Here is a 14,560-nt window from a genome sequence, read left to right as displayed (position 1 = left end):
CCCGGGTCCGCCAGTGCACACGCGAGCCGCCGGCTTCGTCGGGCAGCCAGGCCCAGCTGCCCTCGACAGCGGGCGTGGTGGTGACCTGGAGGGCCTTTTCGATGGCCCCGCGGTACTTGTCGTCGATCGCGGCGTCGAACTGCAGGATGATCGGCGCGGCCACGCCGACGACCTGGCCGTCGGCGAGCTGGAACTGTCCGTTGACCTGTTTCTGCGGGGCGACGGTGGTGAACTTGCCCTGCACGGGTGCGGCCTTGCCGTCCTTGCCCACCACGGAGCCGCCCCACGTGTAGGTGGATTCGTAGCCGAGGGGTTCGGTGACAGTGAATGCCGTGCGGTCGCTGTTGAATTTGCCCGCGACCACCTTGCCGTTGGCATTGGTCAGGCTCACGCGCTGGAACGAGCCGTTCTCGACCTTCACGCCGACCGGCGCGGTCGGCAGCACATCCTCGGAATCAGCGGCAGGCTCGTAGGTCACCGTCGGCGCCGCCGGCTCCTCGGCCTGAGGCGAGGAGATGGGAGATTCTCCCGAGCACGCGGCCAGCAACCCGGCTCCCACTCCGACGGTCAACACCGTCAGGGCACGCCGCCGATTGAACAACGGCGCATCGGCCTCTATATCACCGGCAGGGCTCACGTGGATCTAGGGTACTGATAGTTCGCACCCAAACAGAATCGGCTCGGGCTGCAGAGTGATCCCGAAGCGGTCCCGAACACCCGCCTGCACCGCTCTGGCCAGGGCAATCACATCGGCAGTGTTCGCCTCGCCACGATTGGTCAAAGCCAGCGCATGTTTGGTGGAAAGCCGTGCGGGGGCCCCGTCACCGGGGTAGCCCTTCTCGAAGCCGGCGTGCTCGACGAGCCAGCCCGCGGCCAGCTTGACCCCGTCAGGTGCGGGGTAGTGCGGCACCCGTCCGGACTCCGCCGACCCGGCGTCGGCCTGGAAAATGGCCTGCACGCGCTCGAACTCGGCCTGTGACACCACCGGGTTGGTGAAGAACGACCCGACACTCCACGTGTCGTGGTCGTGTTCGTCGAGCACCATGCCTTTGCCCGCACGCAACTGCAGCACGGTCTGGCGAACTCGCGTCGGGTCGGCACGCTCCCCCGGCTCGACACCCAGCGCGTTGGCCAGTTCGCGGTAGCGCAGCGGTGCGCTTCTGCCCGCCTCGTCGAGCGCGAACTCCACCTCGAGCACGATGACGGCATCGGAGTGTTTGAGGATGCTGGTGCGGTACCCGAACTTGAGTTCTTCCGGTGCGGCCCAACGGACTTCGCCCGTACTCCGGTCGAGCAGCCGCACCCGGCTGATGGTGTCGGCGACCTCCGCCCCGTAGGCGCCCACGTTCTGCACCGGGGTGGCCCCGGCCGATCCCGGTATGCCGGACAGGCATTCGAGCCCGCCCAGGCCGTGCTGCAGTGCGGCGACCACGACGTCGTCGAACACGGCACCGGCCTCGGCGCGCAGCAGATTGCCCTCGACCGTGATGGCGGTGTTGGCCACGCGCACCACGGTGAGGTCGGGCATCGTGTCGGCCAGGTCGTCGGCCAGCACCACGTTCGATCCGCCGGCCAGCACCAGGATCGGGTCGCTCACCGCGCGCAGCACGTCGATGAGCTGATCGGTGCTGGTGCAGGTCAGCACCCGGTTCGCCACAGGTCCGACCCGCAGCGTCGTCAGCGGGGCCAGCGCGACCGCCTCGGCGACCGCGACACCGGCAACATACGAACTGACCACGGGCCGTAACGGTAGCCTGACCAGCTATGCCGCGATCATTCGACATGGCCACCGACTACGAAGCCAGCGTCGAACAGGTCCACCGGGCATTCGCCGACGAACGGTATTGGCTGGCCCGGCTCGCCGATTCAGGAGCCGACGAAACCATGCTGGACGCCCTGACCGTGACGGGCGACGGCGGTATCGAGGCGGTCACCACGCAGATCCTGCACGCGGACCGGTTGCCCGGACTGGTGTCCCAGTTTCACCGCGGGGACCTGAGGATCCGGCGCGAGGAACACTGGCAGCCGATCCGGGACGGCTCGTCCCATGGCACGGTCCAGGGCTCCGTCGCCGGGGCGCCGGTGTCCCTGTCCGGAACCGCGACGCTCGCCACGACAGCCGGCGGATCCCGCTTGTCGGTGCACATCTCGGTCGAGGTGAGGGTGCCGCTGGTCGGCGGCAAGATCGAGAGTTTCATCGGCTCGCAGCTGACCGACCTGTTGAAAGCCGAGCAGCGGTTCACCTCGGTGTGGATCGCCGATCGCGGCTGAGCCCGGCGGTACCGTCGTTAGCCATGAGCCGAAGCCAGCAGTCCACGATGGCGTTCGACGCACCCGCCGAAACGGTGTACGCCACGTACGCGAGCGGCGAGTACTGGCAGGCCCTGATGGACCGGTACGACGAGCTGACGCCGGGCAAATCCGACATCACCGAATTCAGCTCCGGCGAGCGCGGGATCGAGGTCGAGTTCCGGCAGGTGCTGCCACGCGCGGAGCTGCCCCCGATCCTGCGGCCGGTGATCCCGCTCGACATGGCCATCACCCGCAGGCATTTCTTCGGCCCGTTCGACCAGAACGGCGTGAACGGGCACTACGCGGCGTCGGTTTCCCACGCCCCCGGCCGGCTCGACGGCAGCTATGTACTGACCACGGCCACGACCGGCAGTCGGCTGCACGTAGACAGCACGTGCAAGGTGTCGGTGCCCCTGCTCGGCGGCAAGCTCGAAGACATGGTTCTGCAGTCCGTCAAAGACGTGTTCACCATCGAGGGGGCGTTCACCGCTGACTGGATCTCCGAGCACGTCTAGACCCGTCGGGGCCGTCACCAGAGGCACCACCGGTTACAACCGGCTGCGCCGCAGTGACCGCTGGCTGGTGCACTCGCCGCGGGTGCGCACCGCATTGCGGGCCGCCGCCGATCCGCTGGTGGTCGACCTCGGGTACGGCGCGCTGCCCGTCACCACCCTGGAACTGGCCTCGAGGCTGCGGGCCGTGCGCACCGACGTCCGTGTCGTCGGCCTGGAGATCCATCCCGAACGGGTCGCCACCGCGCGCGCGGTCGCCGGCGCCACCGGCGTGCAGTTCGCGCTCGGCGGGTTCGAGCTGGCCGGCCTGCGCCCGGTACTGGTGCGGGCGTTCAACGTGTTGCGTCAGTACCCGGTCGAAGCGGTGCCGGAGGCCTGGGCCACCATGTCGCGCCGGCTTGCGCCCGGTGGGCTGATCGTCGACGGAACCTGCGACGAGCTGGGCCGCAGATGCTGCTGGGTACTGCTGGACGAGGGTGGGCCGGTGAGCCTGACGCTGGCGTGCGACCCGTTCAGCATCGAGCGTCCCTCGGATCTGGCCGAACGGCTGCCCAAGGTGCTGATCCACCACAACATCGAAGGCCAGCCGATCCACGCGCTCCTCGGCGCTGCCGACCGGGCCTGGGCCAGTGCGGCCGGGCACGGCGTGTTCGGGCCACGGGTGCGCTGGCGGGCCATGGTGGAGCTGCTGCGCGCGGAGGGTTACCCGGTCGCGGCACCGCGCCGGCGGATGCGGGACGGGGTGCTGACCGTCCCCTGGGCTGCCGTCGCGCCACTAAGCTGAACCGCATGCGAATTGCCCTGGCGCAGATCGCCACCGACGCGGACCCGTCGTCGAATCTGAAACTGGTCGACGAGTTCACCCGGCGCGCCGCCGATGACGGCGCCCGGTTGGTGTTGTTCCCCGAGGCCACGATGTGCCGGTTCGGCGTGCCGCTGGCCCCGGTCGCCGAGGGCCTCGACGGGCCGTGGGCGACGGGGGTGCGCGAGATCGCGGCACGGGCCGGGGTGGTCGTGGTGGCCGGGATGTTCGTCCCCAGCGACGACGGGCGGGTCACCAACACCCTGATCGCGACGGGCCCCGGCGTCGACGCGCACTACCACAAGATCCACCTCTACGACGCCTTCGGATTCACCGAATCACGGACTGTGGCACCGGGTTTCGACCCCGTGACGATCACCGTCGACGGAGTCACCGTCGGCCTGACCGCCTGTTACGACGTCCGGTTCCCGGAGCTGTACGTGGAGCTGGCCCGTCGCGGCGCCCAGCTGATCACCGTGCACGCCTCGTGGGGATCGGGGCCCGGCAAGCTCGAGCAGTGGACCCTGCTGGCCCGGGCCCGTGCGCTGGACACCACCGGTTTCATCGCCGCGGTCGACCAGGCCTACCCGGGCGACGAGATCGCCAAGATCGGGCCGACCGGCGTCGGCGGCAGCCTGGTGGCCTCCCCCACCGGCGAGGTTCTCGCCGCGGCCGGCGCCGAGCGGGAGTTGCTGGTCTTCGACGTCGACCTCGACGCCGCCAACCAGGTCCGGGACACCATCGCGGTGCTGCAGAACCGCTCACAGTTCGCTCAGTTCGGTAAGGCACAATCGCTGGGGTGACCGATCCCTGGGCTCGCCCAACCGACCAGTCCCCGCCAGCACCTACCGAGGCGCTGCCTCCACAACCGCCGGCGGATCAGCCTGCTCAGGCCGACGGACAGGCGTCTGCCGCTCCCCAGCCGCAGGACCCCTCGGCGATGGCGAAGGTCAAGAAGCTGCTGTCGGATCCGCTCTCGGTGGTGCTGGTCTTCGTGATCGTGGTCGCGCTGATCGCCGCCGGGGTGCTGGGCGGCGAGTTGTACGCCCGCAACCGTGCCGACCAGATCGTCGCTTCCACGGTGGAATGCGTCGTCGGCGACGGCGCGAAGGCGTCGTTCGATCCGCTGCCGCCGTTCCTGATGCAGCACGTGAGCGGGCACTACACCAACATCAATGTCGAGACGGCGGGCAACCAGATCCGCGAGGCCAAGGGCATGAAGGTGAAGCTGGGCATCAAGGATGTCCGGATCAAGGAGACCGCCGATTCCAGCGGCACCGTCGGCTCGCTGGTCGCCGACATCGACTGGAACACCGACGGCATCCGTCAGACCGTGGCCGACATGGTGCAGCTGCCGTTCATCGGCTCGGCGATCTCTGATGTGAAGACCAACCCGTCCAACGGCACCATCCAACTCAAGGGCCTGCTCGGCACCATCACCGCCAAGCCCACGGTGGTGAACAAGGGCATCTCGCTGCAGATCGTCGACCTGAGCGCGATCGGCATGTCCTGGCCGCGGGAGACCCTGCAGCCGATCCTGGACAAGTTCACGGCCCAGATCACCGAGAACTACCCGATGGGCATCCACGCCGACAGCGTGCAGGTGACCGACAACGGCGTGCTGGCGAAGTTCTCGACGACGAATGCGTCGATGCCCAAGCCCGCCGACGACCCCTGCTTCGGCAAGATCTGACGAGGCCGCACCGGGCCTAACCGGTGAGGCCGTCGAGCACCGCCCGGGTGCCCGACAGGCCGAGCCGGGTGGCCCCGGCGTCGAGCATCGCCACGGCCGCCTCGGCGGTCCGGATGCCGCCGCTGGCCTTGACCCCGACGCCGTCTCCGACCGCGCGGGCCATCAGTTCGACGGCCCGGGTGGAGGCACCGCCGCTGGGATGGAAGCCGGTGGAGGTCTTGACGAAGTCGGCCCCGGCGCTGACGGCCGCCCGGCAGACGTCCTGCAACAACTCCTCGCCCGCGAATTCCAGCAGCGCCGCGGACTCGACGATCACCTTGAGCGTGGCGCTGGGTACGGCGGCCCGCACCGCGGCGATCTCGGCCGCGGTGGCGCCCAGATCCTTGGTCAGCGCGGTTCCGACGTCGATCACCATGTCGATCTCGCCGGCACCTGCGGCCACGGCCAACTGCGATTCGCGGGCCTTGATCTCGGCCACGTGCTTGCCCGACGGGAAGCCGGAAACCGCGGCCACCGCCAGGTGGGGCGGAGCCGCCGCGGCCGCGGCGGCCACCAGCGACGGCGACACGCACACCGAGAAAACACCGAGGTCGACGGCCTCGGCCACCAGCTTCTCGACGTCGGCCACGGTGGCCTCGGGTTTGAGCAGGGTGTGGTCGACCAGCGCCGCCACCTGGGCGCGCGGGTAGCCGCCCATCAGAACGGTTCCTCGCTGCCGCCGGGATTGCATCCGCTGGCCAGCATCACCTCAGGGGCGACCTCGGGCCGCCACGGCTCCAGGTTCCAGCTGGTCTTGCCGGGCTCGGCGAGTTCGGCGAACGTCCAGTGGCACAGGAACTGCTCGCGCATCCCGGGCAGGTCGGCGTCCGGGGACAGGCTCAGCACCTCGGCCCAGGCCTGATCGGCCTGGGCTGCGCTGCCGGGCTGGTGGGTCAATGCGCGGGCCGCGTCGGTGGGATACACGCGCAGGCTCGACAGGTCGCCCCATTTGGCCCATTCGACGTGGTCGACGTACACGTGGTCGCCGGAGCCGGGGTCGGCGGCCGCGTCGGGAGCCCAGATCAGTACCGCGCCCAGCGCGATACCTGCCGCGCCGAGCGCGGCCAGTGGTGAGCGCATCGGGTCAGCGTGACTTTCCCTGGATGTCGAGCAGTTTCGGCCGCACGTCGACGAGGTAGATCCCGGCGGCGCAGGCGCAGATCGCGGCGCCGAAGGCGTCGCGCAGCAGCAGGGCCAGCAGCAGGCTCACTCCGAGGATCGCCAGCCACACCGGCTTCGTCAGCTTGCCCGTCGCCGTATAGGCATCCGGGCGCTGCACGGCGGCGTGCACGAACGCGTAGACACCCACGCAGAAGACGAGGACGACCAGTACAAAGACAATGACGCCCGCAAGGTTGGCAAGTTGCACCTCACCAGCCTATGCGGGCGTCATCACTGACGTCGACCGACAGGGCTCAGGTCCCCGTAGACATCACGGTCGACACCGGTATTACTTCTGGGTGACCTTCTTGGCCGGGGCGGCCGTGGTCTTCTTGGCAGCCGGAGCGGCCTTCTTGGCCGGAGCAGCCGGGGCGGCCTTCTTGGCGGCGGGGGCAGCCTTCTTGGCCGGAGCAGCAACCTTCGCCGCGGCGGTGTCGGTGGCCTTCTCGACCTTCTTGGGCAGCTCCACGCCGACCAGCTTGGCGGCGCGCTCGCCGACCGCGCGGGTCTGCGAGGCCACGGTGCCCAGCGCATCCTGGGTCAGCTCGGTGACCTGGTCGGTGTAGCCCTCGACCCGGCTGGCGGCTTCCTCGATGGCCGGCTGGTTGCGCAGGCGCTCCAGCGCCGCCTCGCCGCGCTCGACGAGCTTGTTGTAGGTGGCGGTGGCCTGATCGGCGTAGCCCTCGGCGGCCTTGCGCAGCTCGTCAGAGGACAGCTTGTCGCGCAGCTCGTCGAACTGGGCCGGCAGGTCTTCCTGCAGCTTGGTCAGGCGGGCGCGGCCTTCCTCGACGCGAGCCTCGGCGTCGGTACGCGCACCCTCGGCACGCTCACGCAGGCTGGCGACGATCTCGTTGACCGTGGCCAGGGCCAGGTCAGCGGCACCGACGGCGGCAAGCAGCGGGGCCTTGAGGTCTTCGATGGTGGGCTGAGTCTTCTCGGTCATGCGAATTCCTTTCTCAGGATGGGCTTTTCGTGCGAATGGTTATCGGGCAGCTGGTGAGGTGTCAGTCAGTGGTCGGCTCCTCACCGGCTTCGGCTTCGTTCTGCTGCCGAAACGATGTGTAGATATCGAGCAGCACCTGCTTCTGTCGCTCGGTGATCCCCACGTCGTTGACGATGGCGTCGCGGACCTCGCTGGGCTCGCTGGGCTCCAAGATCCCGGCGCGCACATAGAGGACTTCCGCAGACACCCGAAGCGCCTTCGCGATCTGGTTGAGCACGTCGGCGGAGGGTTTCCGCAATCCCCGTTCGATCTGGCTCAGATAGGGATTGCTGACGCCGGCCTTCTCGGCCAACTGCCGCACCGATACCTGCGCCGCCTCACGCTGGGCCCGGATGAAACTTCCGATGTCCTGCGCAGCGTTGGAGACGACAGCCGCGAGATTTTCGTCTTGCGCCATGTCCTTCCCCCTCGTAGGCCGTGTATCCGTTAACGACAAAATTCACGCTACGACGGGGTGCTAACTTTTGCAAGCACTAGTTAGCGCAGGTCAGAAGAGTAGTTGGGCTATCGAATAGATGATCAGACCGGCCAACGAGCCAACCACCGTGCCGTTGATCCGGATGAACTGCAGGTCACGGCCCACATGGAGCTCGATCCGGCGGCTCGCCTCGTCCGCATCCCAGCGCTCGATGGTCTCGGTGATGATTGCTGTGATCTCGGTCCCATACTCGGCGACCAGGTGTTTTGCCCCCCGAATGATCCAACTGTCGACCTTGTCGCGTAGCTCGGAGTCGTCACGCAACGACTCACCGATGCGCATCACCGAGTCGGCGATCCGGGTCCGCAGGGCCGAGGACGGGTCATCCACCGACTCGAGGATGATCCGCTTGGCGGCCGCCCACGCGGTCTCGGCCGCCCGGGCCACCTCGTCGCGGCCCATGAGCTGCTCCTTGACGTTCTCCGCTCGCTGAATCGTCGCCTCGTCGTGCTGCAGGTCGTCGGCGAACTCGAACAGGAACCTCGTGGCCGAACGCCGCAGCTCGTGGTCGGGGTTGCGGCGCACCTTGTCGGTGAAGTCCATCAGCTCGCGGTGGATCCGTTCCCCCACCAGGTGGTCCACCCAGCGCGGCGACCAGGTCGGCGAATCGCGCTCGATGACGCGTTCGATGACCTCGCCGGAGTTCAGCGACCACTGGAACGCGCGGTCGCACAGCAGCTGGATCAGCGCTTCCTGACGTCCCTCCTGCAGCAGCGTCGACAGCACCCGGCCGATCGGCGGGCCCCACTTCGGTTCGGCGATGCGCTTGACGATCATCCGGTCCAGCACGTGCTGAACGTCCTCGTCGCGCAGCATCTCCACGCCGACCCGCAGCACGGTCGACGCCTCGGCGGCCACCCGCTCGGCGTGCGAACGGTCGGACAGCCACTTACCGAACCGGCCCGCCACCTGGGCATCGTGCAGCTTGTTCGCGATCACCTCGGGAGACATGAAGTTCTCCCGGACGAACGTGCCCAGACCCTCCCCCAGCTGGTCCTTCTTGCGTTTGATGATCGCTGTGTGCGGGATCGGCACCCCGAGCGGATGCTTGAACAGGGCGGTCACCGCGAACCAGTCGGCGAGCGCGCCGACCATGCCGGCCTCGGCGGCAGCCCGCACGTAGCCCACCCAACCGGCGGCGCCCCGCGATTGCGCCCAGGTGCACAACAGGAAGATCACCGTCGCGCCGACCAGGAAGCCCAGCGCGACCAGCTTCATCCTCCGCAAACCCCGCTGGCGCTCGGCGTCGGCAGCGCTGTCCGCACCGGCCAGCGTCTCGGCAAAACTTGGCCGCGCGCCCGTAAGCGGGCGGGCTCCGGCGTCGGTTCGATGTGCCACCTTTCCATCTTGCGCTATCGCCGCGACTGACGGTCTGACCCACGGACCGGTATCCGCAGATTCGCCGTAGTATCAAGTGGAACTAGGGAATGGGACTACTGCGACTGTGGCACAGCAGACTCCGCCGGTGACGGTGAAGACCGATGGACGCAAGCGGCGTTGGCACCAGCACAAGGTGGAGCGGCGCAACGAGTTGGTCGACGGCACCCTCGAAGCGATCCGACGCCAGGGCAGCAACGTCAGCATGGACGAGATCGCCGCCGAGATCGGCGTGTCCAAGACTGTGCTGTACCGCTACTTCGTCGACAAGAACGACCTCACCACCGCAGTGATGATGCGGTTCGCCCAGACCACCCTGATCCCCAATATGGCTGCGGCACTGTCCTCGAACCTCGACGGTTTCGCACTCACCCGCGAGATCATCAAGGTGTACGTGGAAACGGTTGCGGCCGAACCGGAGATCTATCCGTTCGTGATGGCGAACAACTCGGCGAGCAAGAGCAAAGCCGTCGCCGATTCCGAGCAGATCATCGCCCGCATGCTGGCCGTCATGCTGCGCCGCCGGATGGCCCAGGTCGGCATGGACACCCGCGGCGCGGAAGCGTGGGCATTTCACACCGTCGGCGGTGTCCAGCTGGCCACCCACTCCTGGATGTCGAATCCGCGGATGACCGCCGACGAACTGATCGACTACCTGACCATGCTGTCCTGGAACGCGCTCTGCGGCATCGTCGAAGTGGGCGGCTCGCTGGAAAAGTTCAACTCACTGCCGCACCCGTCGCCGGTTTTGCCGCCGCAACTGCTTGACTGAGCGGGTGAGCGACAGAGATCTGCCTGCCCTGTGGACCCACGAACCACATGACCAGCTGGCTTTCCGCCCGGGCGACGAGGTCGCGCGAATCGACACCAACAGCACGCCGGGATTCCGCGGGAACAAGAGCGATGCACCCACCCTGCAGACCGAACGGAATCTGCGGCTCGCCTCGCTGCAGGAAATGCTCTACGCCCGCAGCAAGAGTGGCGACGACAACCGCTCGGTGCTGCTGATCCTGCAGGGCATGGACACCGCCGGCAAGGGTGGGATCGTCAAACATGTTGTGGGAGCGGCAAACCCACAGGGGATCCGGTACACCAGCTTCGGCAAGCCGACCGAGGAGGAGCGGGCCCACCACTACCTGTGGCGGATCCGCAACGCACTGCCGCCTGCCGGACACATCGGGGTGTTCGATCGCTCGCACTACGAGGACGTTCTCATCGTCCGCGTGCACAACCTGGTGCCGCCGGACGTCTGGGGCGCGCGCTACGACGAGATCAACGCCTTCGAACGCGAATTGGTCGATGCCGGCACCACACTGGTGAAGGTCGCCATGTTCGTCTCGCTGGCCGAGCAGAAGGCGCGCCTGTCCGAACGGCTGGAGCGGCCCGACAAGTATTGGAAGTACAACCCGGCCGACATCGACGAGCGGCTGCTGTGGCCCAAGTACCAGGAGGCCTACCAGGCCATGCTGGAGAAGACGTCGACCGATTACGCGCCATGGCACATCGTGCCGTGCGACAGGAAGTGGTACAGCCGCCTGGCCATCACCGAGCTGCTCATCGAGGCACTCAAGGGCCTCAACATGTCGTGGCCGCCGCCGGACTTCGACGTCGAGGCGGAGAAGAAGCGGCTGGCTTCCGCCTGAGCACTACTTAAAGCGCCGAGGGTGCACCCAGATCGCGATTTGTGTTGATCTCGCGATCTGAGCGCACCCTCGGCGCTTTTGGAAAGAACTACTTGACCAGCGTGAACTGGCCGATGTTGGTGATGCCGCGACGGAAGAAGTCGGCGCAACCGGTCAGGTACTTCATGAACCGGTCGTAGACCTCCTGGCCCTGCAGGGCGATGGCCTCGTCCTTGGCCGCCTCCAGGTTGGTCGCCCACATGTCCAGCGTGCGCGCGTAGTGCGGACGCAGCAGGTGGATGCGCTCCAGCTTGAAGCCCGAGCCGTCGGCGAGCTTCTCGATGTCCTCGACCGCAGGCAGCTGCCCACCGGGGAAGATCTCCTCACCGATGAACTTCATGAACTTCAGGTCGCTGATCGTCAGCTTGATGTTGTTCTCACGGAAGAACTGCTGGGTGTGCGCCAGGATCGTGTGCAGCAGCATCCGTCCGCCGTTGTCCGGCAGGATGCTGTAGGCGCGCTCGAAGAAGATCGGGTAGCGCTCCTGCTTGAAGGCTTCGAACGCGCCGATCGAGACGATGCGGTCGACGGGCTCGTTGAATTCTTCCCAGCCCTGCAGCCGGATCTCGATGTTGCGGTTGGTGTCGACCTTGGCCAGCCGCTTGCGGGCGTATTCCGACTGCTCCTTGCTCAGCGTGATACCGATGACGTTGACGTCGTGGTTGATCAACGCGCGCTCAAGGCAACCGCCCCAGCCGCAGCCGATGTCGAGCAGCGTCATACCCGGCTTGAGGTCGAGCTTGCCCAGCGCGAGGTCGAACTTGGCGTTCTGCGACTCCTCGAGGTTCATGTCCTCGCGCTCGTAGTAACCGCAGGTGTAACCCATGGTCGGCCCGAGGAAGAGTGCATAGAACTCATTCGAGATGTCGTAGATCGACTGCGACTCCTCGTAGTACGGAGCAAGATCGGACTCGACGTTAGACATGCGAAAAATTACCTCTTTGCGTTTTCTGCTGCTGACGACCGCTAGTTGCGGGCCGACACGTGTTCTTACATGCAGACTCTATAGAGCGAGCCAACAGGCCCTACTGTGGGTAGACTAGCTAAGCCTCGGCCATAGTGCCAGCGCGGGTCGATTCAGTACTTGTAGAAGCCCTGGCCCGATTTTTTGCCCAGTTGCCCGGCCTCCACCATGCGCAGCAGGAGCGGCGGCGCGGCGTACAAAGGCTCTTTGAACTCGTCAAACATCTTGTCAGCGATGAGCTTTAGGGTGTCCAAACCGACCAGATCGGACAGCCGCAGCGGCCCCATGGGGTGGGACAGTCCGGCCACCACAGCCTTGTCGACATCGTCAATTGTGGCAAAGCCACCCTCGACCATTCGGACCGCCGCCAAGAGGTACGGAACCAGCAACGCGTTGACCACGAAACCGGACCGGTCAGCACAACGGACAACCTGTTTTCCGAGAACCGTGCTGGCGAATTCCTCGACGCGCGCGGCGGCGGCCTCGTCGGTGGTCAGGGCACTGATCAATTCGACCAGCGGCAACACCGGAACCGGGTTGAAGAAGTGCAGACCGAGAACCCTGGCAGGATTCTGGGTAGCTGCTGCGAGTTTCATGATCGGGATGCTGGACGTGTTCGACGCCAGCACCGCATCGGGGTCGGTGACGATGCGATCCAGGTCGGCGAAGATCTTGGTCTTGACGGCCTCGTCCTCGATCACGGCCTCGATGACCAGCTGCCGATCGGCCAGATCGGCGAGTGTGGTGGTGAACTTCAGCTTGCCCAGCGCGGCGTCCTTCTCCCCCTCGGTGATCTTGCCCGCACTGACTCCGCGCTCGAGGGACTTGGTGATCCGGTTGCGTCCGGCGGTCACGAAGGCGTCGGCGGTGTCGAACACCAGCACGTCCACGCCCGCGCGCGCGGACACCTCGGCGATCCCGCCACCCATCTGGCCGGCGCCGATCACACCTACTCGTTCAATTTGATTGCTCACGACTTCACTCTCTCAATACGCGGACATGCGACAGGCCCCGCCCAAGAATTCTGAGCGGGGCCTGCTGCTGTCAAGCCGCTGGATTTAGTGGAACTGGCCCTCTTCGGTGGAACCGGCCAGCGCGGTGGTCGAGCTGTTCGGGTCCACGGTGGTGGCGATCCGGTCGAAGTAGCCGGCGCCAACCTCGCGCTGGTGCTTGGTGGCGGTGTAACCGCGCTCCTCGGCGGCGAACTCGCGCTCCTGCAGCTCGACGTAGGCCTTCATCTGCTCGCGGGCGTAGCCGTGGGCCAGGTCGAACATCGAGTAGTTGAGGGCGTGGAAGCCGGCCAGCGTGATGAACTGGAACTTGAAGCCCATCGCGCCCAGCTCGCGCTGGAACTTGGCGATGGTGTCGTCGTCCAGGTGCTGCTTCCAGTTGAAGGACGGCGAGCAGTTGTAGGACAGCATCTGGTCCGGGAACTCGCTCTTGACGCCCTCGGCGAACTTCTTGGCCAGCTCCAGGTCCGGGGTGCCGGTCTCCATCCAGATCAGGTCCGCGTACGGCGCGTAGGCCTTGGCGCGGGCGATGCACGGCTCCAGGCCGTTCTGCACCCGGTAGAAGCCCTCGTTGGTGCGCTCACCGGTGATGAACGGGCGGTCGCGCTCGTCCACATCGGAGGTGATCAGGGTGGCGGCCTCGGCGTCGGTGCGCGCGATGACCAGGGTCGGCACGTCGGCGACGTCAGCGGCCAGGCGGGCCGAGGTCAGGGTGCGGATGTGCTGCTGGGTGGGGATCAGCACCTTGCCACCGAGGTGGCCGCACTTCTTCTCCGAGGCCAGCTGGTCTTCCCAGTGCGAACCGGCGACACCGGCGGCGATCATGGCCTTCTGGAGCTCGTAGACGTTGAGCGCACCACCGAAGCCGGCCTCACCGTCGGCGACGATCGGGGCGAGCCAGTTCTCGACCGAGGTGTCGCCCTCGACCTTGGCGATCTGGTCGGCGCGCATCAGCGCGTTGTTGATGCGGCGGACGACCTGCGGCACCGAGTTGGCCGGGTAGAGGCTCTGGTCGGGGTAGGTGTGGCCGGACAGGTTGGCGTCACCGGCGACCTGCCACCCGGACAGGTAGATGGCCTTGAGGCCCGCGCGGACCTGCTGCACGGCCTGGTTACCGGTCAGCGCGCCGAGCGCGTTGACGAAGTCCATGTCGTGGAGCTGCTCCCACAGCACCTCGGCGCCGCGGCGGGCCAGGGTGTTCTCCTCGACGACGGAGCCCTGCAGGGCAACCACGTCGGCCGGGGTGTAGGTACGGGTGATGCCCTTCCAGCGGGGGTTGTGATCCCAATCGTGCTGGATCTGCTCCGGTGACTTGGGGGTGCCCACGGTCGACATAGGACTGCTCCTTCGGTTTGTTTCAGTCGCCTTGCTCCACCGCCGTGTCGTTCGCCTTGTTAATTGCTAACGCCGTGGCAGCTTCACTGATGTGCTAACCCGACGATGGCACAGCACATATCCGCAGGTCCACCCGTTTCAGTTGCCAAGTTTCGCCAAAGCGCTTAGTTAACTTGCAAAGGTTGCGAAGAAATATGATGGCTGTACCGGTT

18 protein-coding genes are annotated in these 14,560 nt (G+C 66.7%); 7 read left to right on the top strand and 11 right to left on the bottom strand.

Annotated elements, in window-relative coordinates:
- The coding region (locus tag TX88_RS33180) for an Ig-like domain-containing protein (protein WP_044515654.1) at window positions 1-637 on the bottom strand (637 nt) is incomplete at its 3' end.
- 6 nt (window positions 638-643) lie between these two features.
- Window positions 644-1,738, bottom strand: a complete 1,095-nt coding sequence (locus TX88_RS07010) for a UDP-N-acetylmuramate dehydrogenase (RefSeq protein WP_044515652.1) — start codon at window positions 1,736-1,738, stop codon at window positions 644-646.
- 26 nt (window positions 1,739-1,764) lie between these two features.
- On the opposite strand from TX88_RS07010, the gene TX88_RS07005 reads away from it, so the two are divergent.
- The 5 genes from TX88_RS07005 to TX88_RS06985 are packed head-to-tail and all read left to right on the top strand — an operon-like array spanning window position 1,765 to window position 5,299.
- Window positions 1,765-2,271: a DUF2505 domain-containing protein gene (locus tag TX88_RS07005; protein ID WP_044515651.1), complete on the top strand. Its 507-nt coding sequence runs from the start codon at window positions 1,765-1,767 to the stop codon at window positions 2,269-2,271.
- Window positions 2,272-2,294: 23 nt separating this feature from the next.
- A complete protein-coding gene (locus tag TX88_RS07000) occupies window positions 2,295-2,807 on the top strand; it encodes a DUF2505 domain-containing protein (protein ID WP_110917904.1) in 513 nt (170 codons plus the stop codon).
- A complete protein-coding gene (locus TX88_RS06995; protein WP_044515647.1) occupies window positions 2,782-3,588 on the top strand; it encodes a class I SAM-dependent methyltransferase in 807 nt (268 codons plus the stop codon). The genes TX88_RS07000 and TX88_RS06995 overlap by 26 nt, the downstream gene beginning before the upstream one ends.
- A 5-nt stretch (window positions 3,589-3,593) precedes the next feature.
- Window positions 3,594-4,409, top strand: coding sequence for a carbon-nitrogen hydrolase family protein (locus TX88_RS06990; protein ID WP_044515645.1), 816 nt, complete (start codon window positions 3,594-3,596; stop codon window positions 4,407-4,409).
- Window positions 4,406-5,299 carry an LmeA family phospholipid-binding protein gene (locus tag TX88_RS06985; RefSeq protein ID WP_044515644.1) on the top strand — a complete coding sequence of 298 codons (894 nt, stop codon included), beginning with the start codon at window positions 4,406-4,408 and terminating at the stop codon, window positions 5,297-5,299. Before TX88_RS06990 ends, TX88_RS06985 begins: the two co-directional genes overlap by 4 nt.
- Window positions 5,300-5,315: 16 nt before the next feature.
- On the opposite strand, the gene deoC is transcribed toward TX88_RS06985, so the two are convergent.
- From deoC to TX88_RS06955, 6 genes are all read right to left on the bottom strand, one after another.
- On the bottom strand, window positions 5,316-5,996 hold the full coding sequence (deoC, locus tag TX88_RS06980; protein ID WP_044515642.1) for a deoxyribose-phosphate aldolase: 681 nt from the start codon (window positions 5,994-5,996) through the stop codon (window positions 5,316-5,318).
- A complete protein-coding gene (locus tag TX88_RS06975; RefSeq protein ID WP_044515641.1) occupies window positions 5,996-6,418 on the bottom strand; it encodes a DUF2599 domain-containing protein in 423 nt (140 codons plus the stop codon). Before TX88_RS06975 ends, deoC begins: the two co-directional genes overlap by 1 nt.
- Before the next feature lie 4 nt (window positions 6,419-6,422).
- Entirely contained in the window at window positions 6,423-6,707 is a 285-nt protein-coding gene (locus tag TX88_RS06970) for a DUF2516 family protein (protein ID WP_044515639.1), read from the bottom strand.
- Between the two features lie 81 nt (window positions 6,708-6,788).
- Window positions 6,789-7,442 carry a hypothetical protein gene (locus TX88_RS06965; RefSeq protein WP_044515638.1) on the bottom strand — a complete coding sequence of 218 codons (654 nt, stop codon included), beginning with the start codon at window positions 7,440-7,442 and terminating at the stop codon, window positions 6,789-6,791.
- 61 nt (window positions 7,443-7,503) lie between these two features.
- Window positions 7,504-7,899, bottom strand: a complete 396-nt coding sequence (locus tag TX88_RS06960; protein ID WP_044515636.1) for a helix-turn-helix domain-containing protein — start codon at window positions 7,897-7,899, stop codon at window positions 7,504-7,506.
- A 90-nt stretch (window positions 7,900-7,989) separates the two neighbouring features.
- Window positions 7,990-9,318 carry a DUF445 domain-containing protein gene (locus TX88_RS06955; protein WP_044515635.1) on the bottom strand — a complete coding sequence of 443 codons (1,329 nt, stop codon included), beginning with the start codon at window positions 9,316-9,318 and terminating at the stop codon, window positions 7,990-7,992.
- A gap of 106 nt (window positions 9,319-9,424) precedes the next feature.
- On the opposite strand from TX88_RS06955, the gene TX88_RS06950 reads away from it, so the two are divergent.
- Window positions 9,425-10,129, top strand: coding sequence for a TetR/AcrR family transcriptional regulator (locus tag TX88_RS06950; RefSeq protein WP_044515633.1), 705 nt, complete (start codon window positions 9,425-9,427; stop codon window positions 10,127-10,129).
- Between the two features lie 4 nt (window positions 10,130-10,133).
- Complete coding sequence (locus tag TX88_RS06945) at window positions 10,134-11,000, top strand: polyphosphate kinase 2 family protein (protein ID WP_044515632.1); 867 nt, start codon at window positions 10,134-10,136, stop codon at window positions 10,998-11,000.
- 88 nt (window positions 11,001-11,088) lie between these two features.
- Here TX88_RS06945 and TX88_RS06940 read toward each other — a convergent pair whose 3' ends face one another.
- The 3 genes from TX88_RS06940 to aceA form a co-directional block, all read right to left on the bottom strand.
- Window positions 11,089-11,964, bottom strand: coding sequence for a cyclopropane mycolic acid synthase family methyltransferase (locus tag TX88_RS06940; RefSeq protein WP_044515630.1), 876 nt, complete (start codon window positions 11,962-11,964; stop codon window positions 11,089-11,091).
- Window positions 11,965-12,116: 152 nt separating this feature from the next.
- On the bottom strand, window positions 12,117-12,977 hold the full coding sequence (locus TX88_RS06935) for a 3-hydroxybutyryl-CoA dehydrogenase (protein ID WP_084621827.1): 861 nt from the start codon (window positions 12,975-12,977) through the stop codon (window positions 12,117-12,119).
- A gap of 84 nt (window positions 12,978-13,061) precedes the next feature.
- Window positions 13,062-14,348, bottom strand: a complete 1,287-nt coding sequence (aceA, locus tag TX88_RS06930) for an isocitrate lyase (RefSeq protein WP_039314369.1) — start codon at window positions 14,346-14,348, stop codon at window positions 13,062-13,064.
- Between the last annotated feature and the right edge of the window lie 212 nt (window positions 14,349-14,560).

This window comes from Mycolicibacterium septicum DSM 44393, from assembly GCF_000455325.1.
Taxonomy (GTDB): domain Bacteria; phylum Actinomycetota; class Actinomycetes; order Mycobacteriales; family Mycobacteriaceae; genus Mycobacterium; species Mycobacterium septicum.
Note: the sequence above shows the minus strand (reverse complement) of the source record. Positions and strands in the feature narration are given on the sequence as shown.

Bases quoted from the DNA above. Each gene is read 5' to 3' on its own strand.
- deoC (WP_044515642.1), bottom strand. From the start codon at position 5,996: ATGGGCGGCTACCCGCGCGCCCAGGTGGCGGCGCTGGTCGACCACACC.
- aceA (WP_039314369.1), bottom strand. From the start codon at position 14,348: ATGTCGACCGTGGGCACCCCCAAGTCACCGGAGCAGATCCAGCACGAT.
- TX88_RS06940 (WP_044515630.1), bottom strand. From the start codon at position 11,964: ATGTCTAACGTCGAGTCCGATCTTGCTCCGTACTACGAGGAGTCGCAG.
- TX88_RS06960 (WP_044515636.1), bottom strand. From the start codon at position 7,899: ATGGCGCAAGACGAAAATCTCGCGGCTGTCGTCTCCAACGCTGCGCAG.
- TX88_RS07005 (WP_044515651.1), top strand. From the start codon at position 1,765: ATGCCGCGATCATTCGACATGGCCACCGACTACGAAGCCAGCGTCGAA.
- TX88_RS06990 (WP_044515645.1), top strand. From the start codon at position 3,594: ATGCGAATTGCCCTGGCGCAGATCGCCACCGACGCGGACCCGTCGTCG.
- TX88_RS07000 (WP_110917904.1), top strand. From the start codon at position 2,295: ATGAGCCGAAGCCAGCAGTCCACGATGGCGTTCGACGCACCCGCCGAA.
- TX88_RS06965 (WP_044515638.1), bottom strand. From the start codon at position 7,442: ATGACCGAGAAGACTCAGCCCACCATCGAAGACCTCAAGGCCCCGCTG.
- TX88_RS06975 (WP_044515641.1), bottom strand. From the start codon at position 6,418: ATGCGCTCACCACTGGCCGCGCTCGGCGCGGCAGGTATCGCGCTGGGC.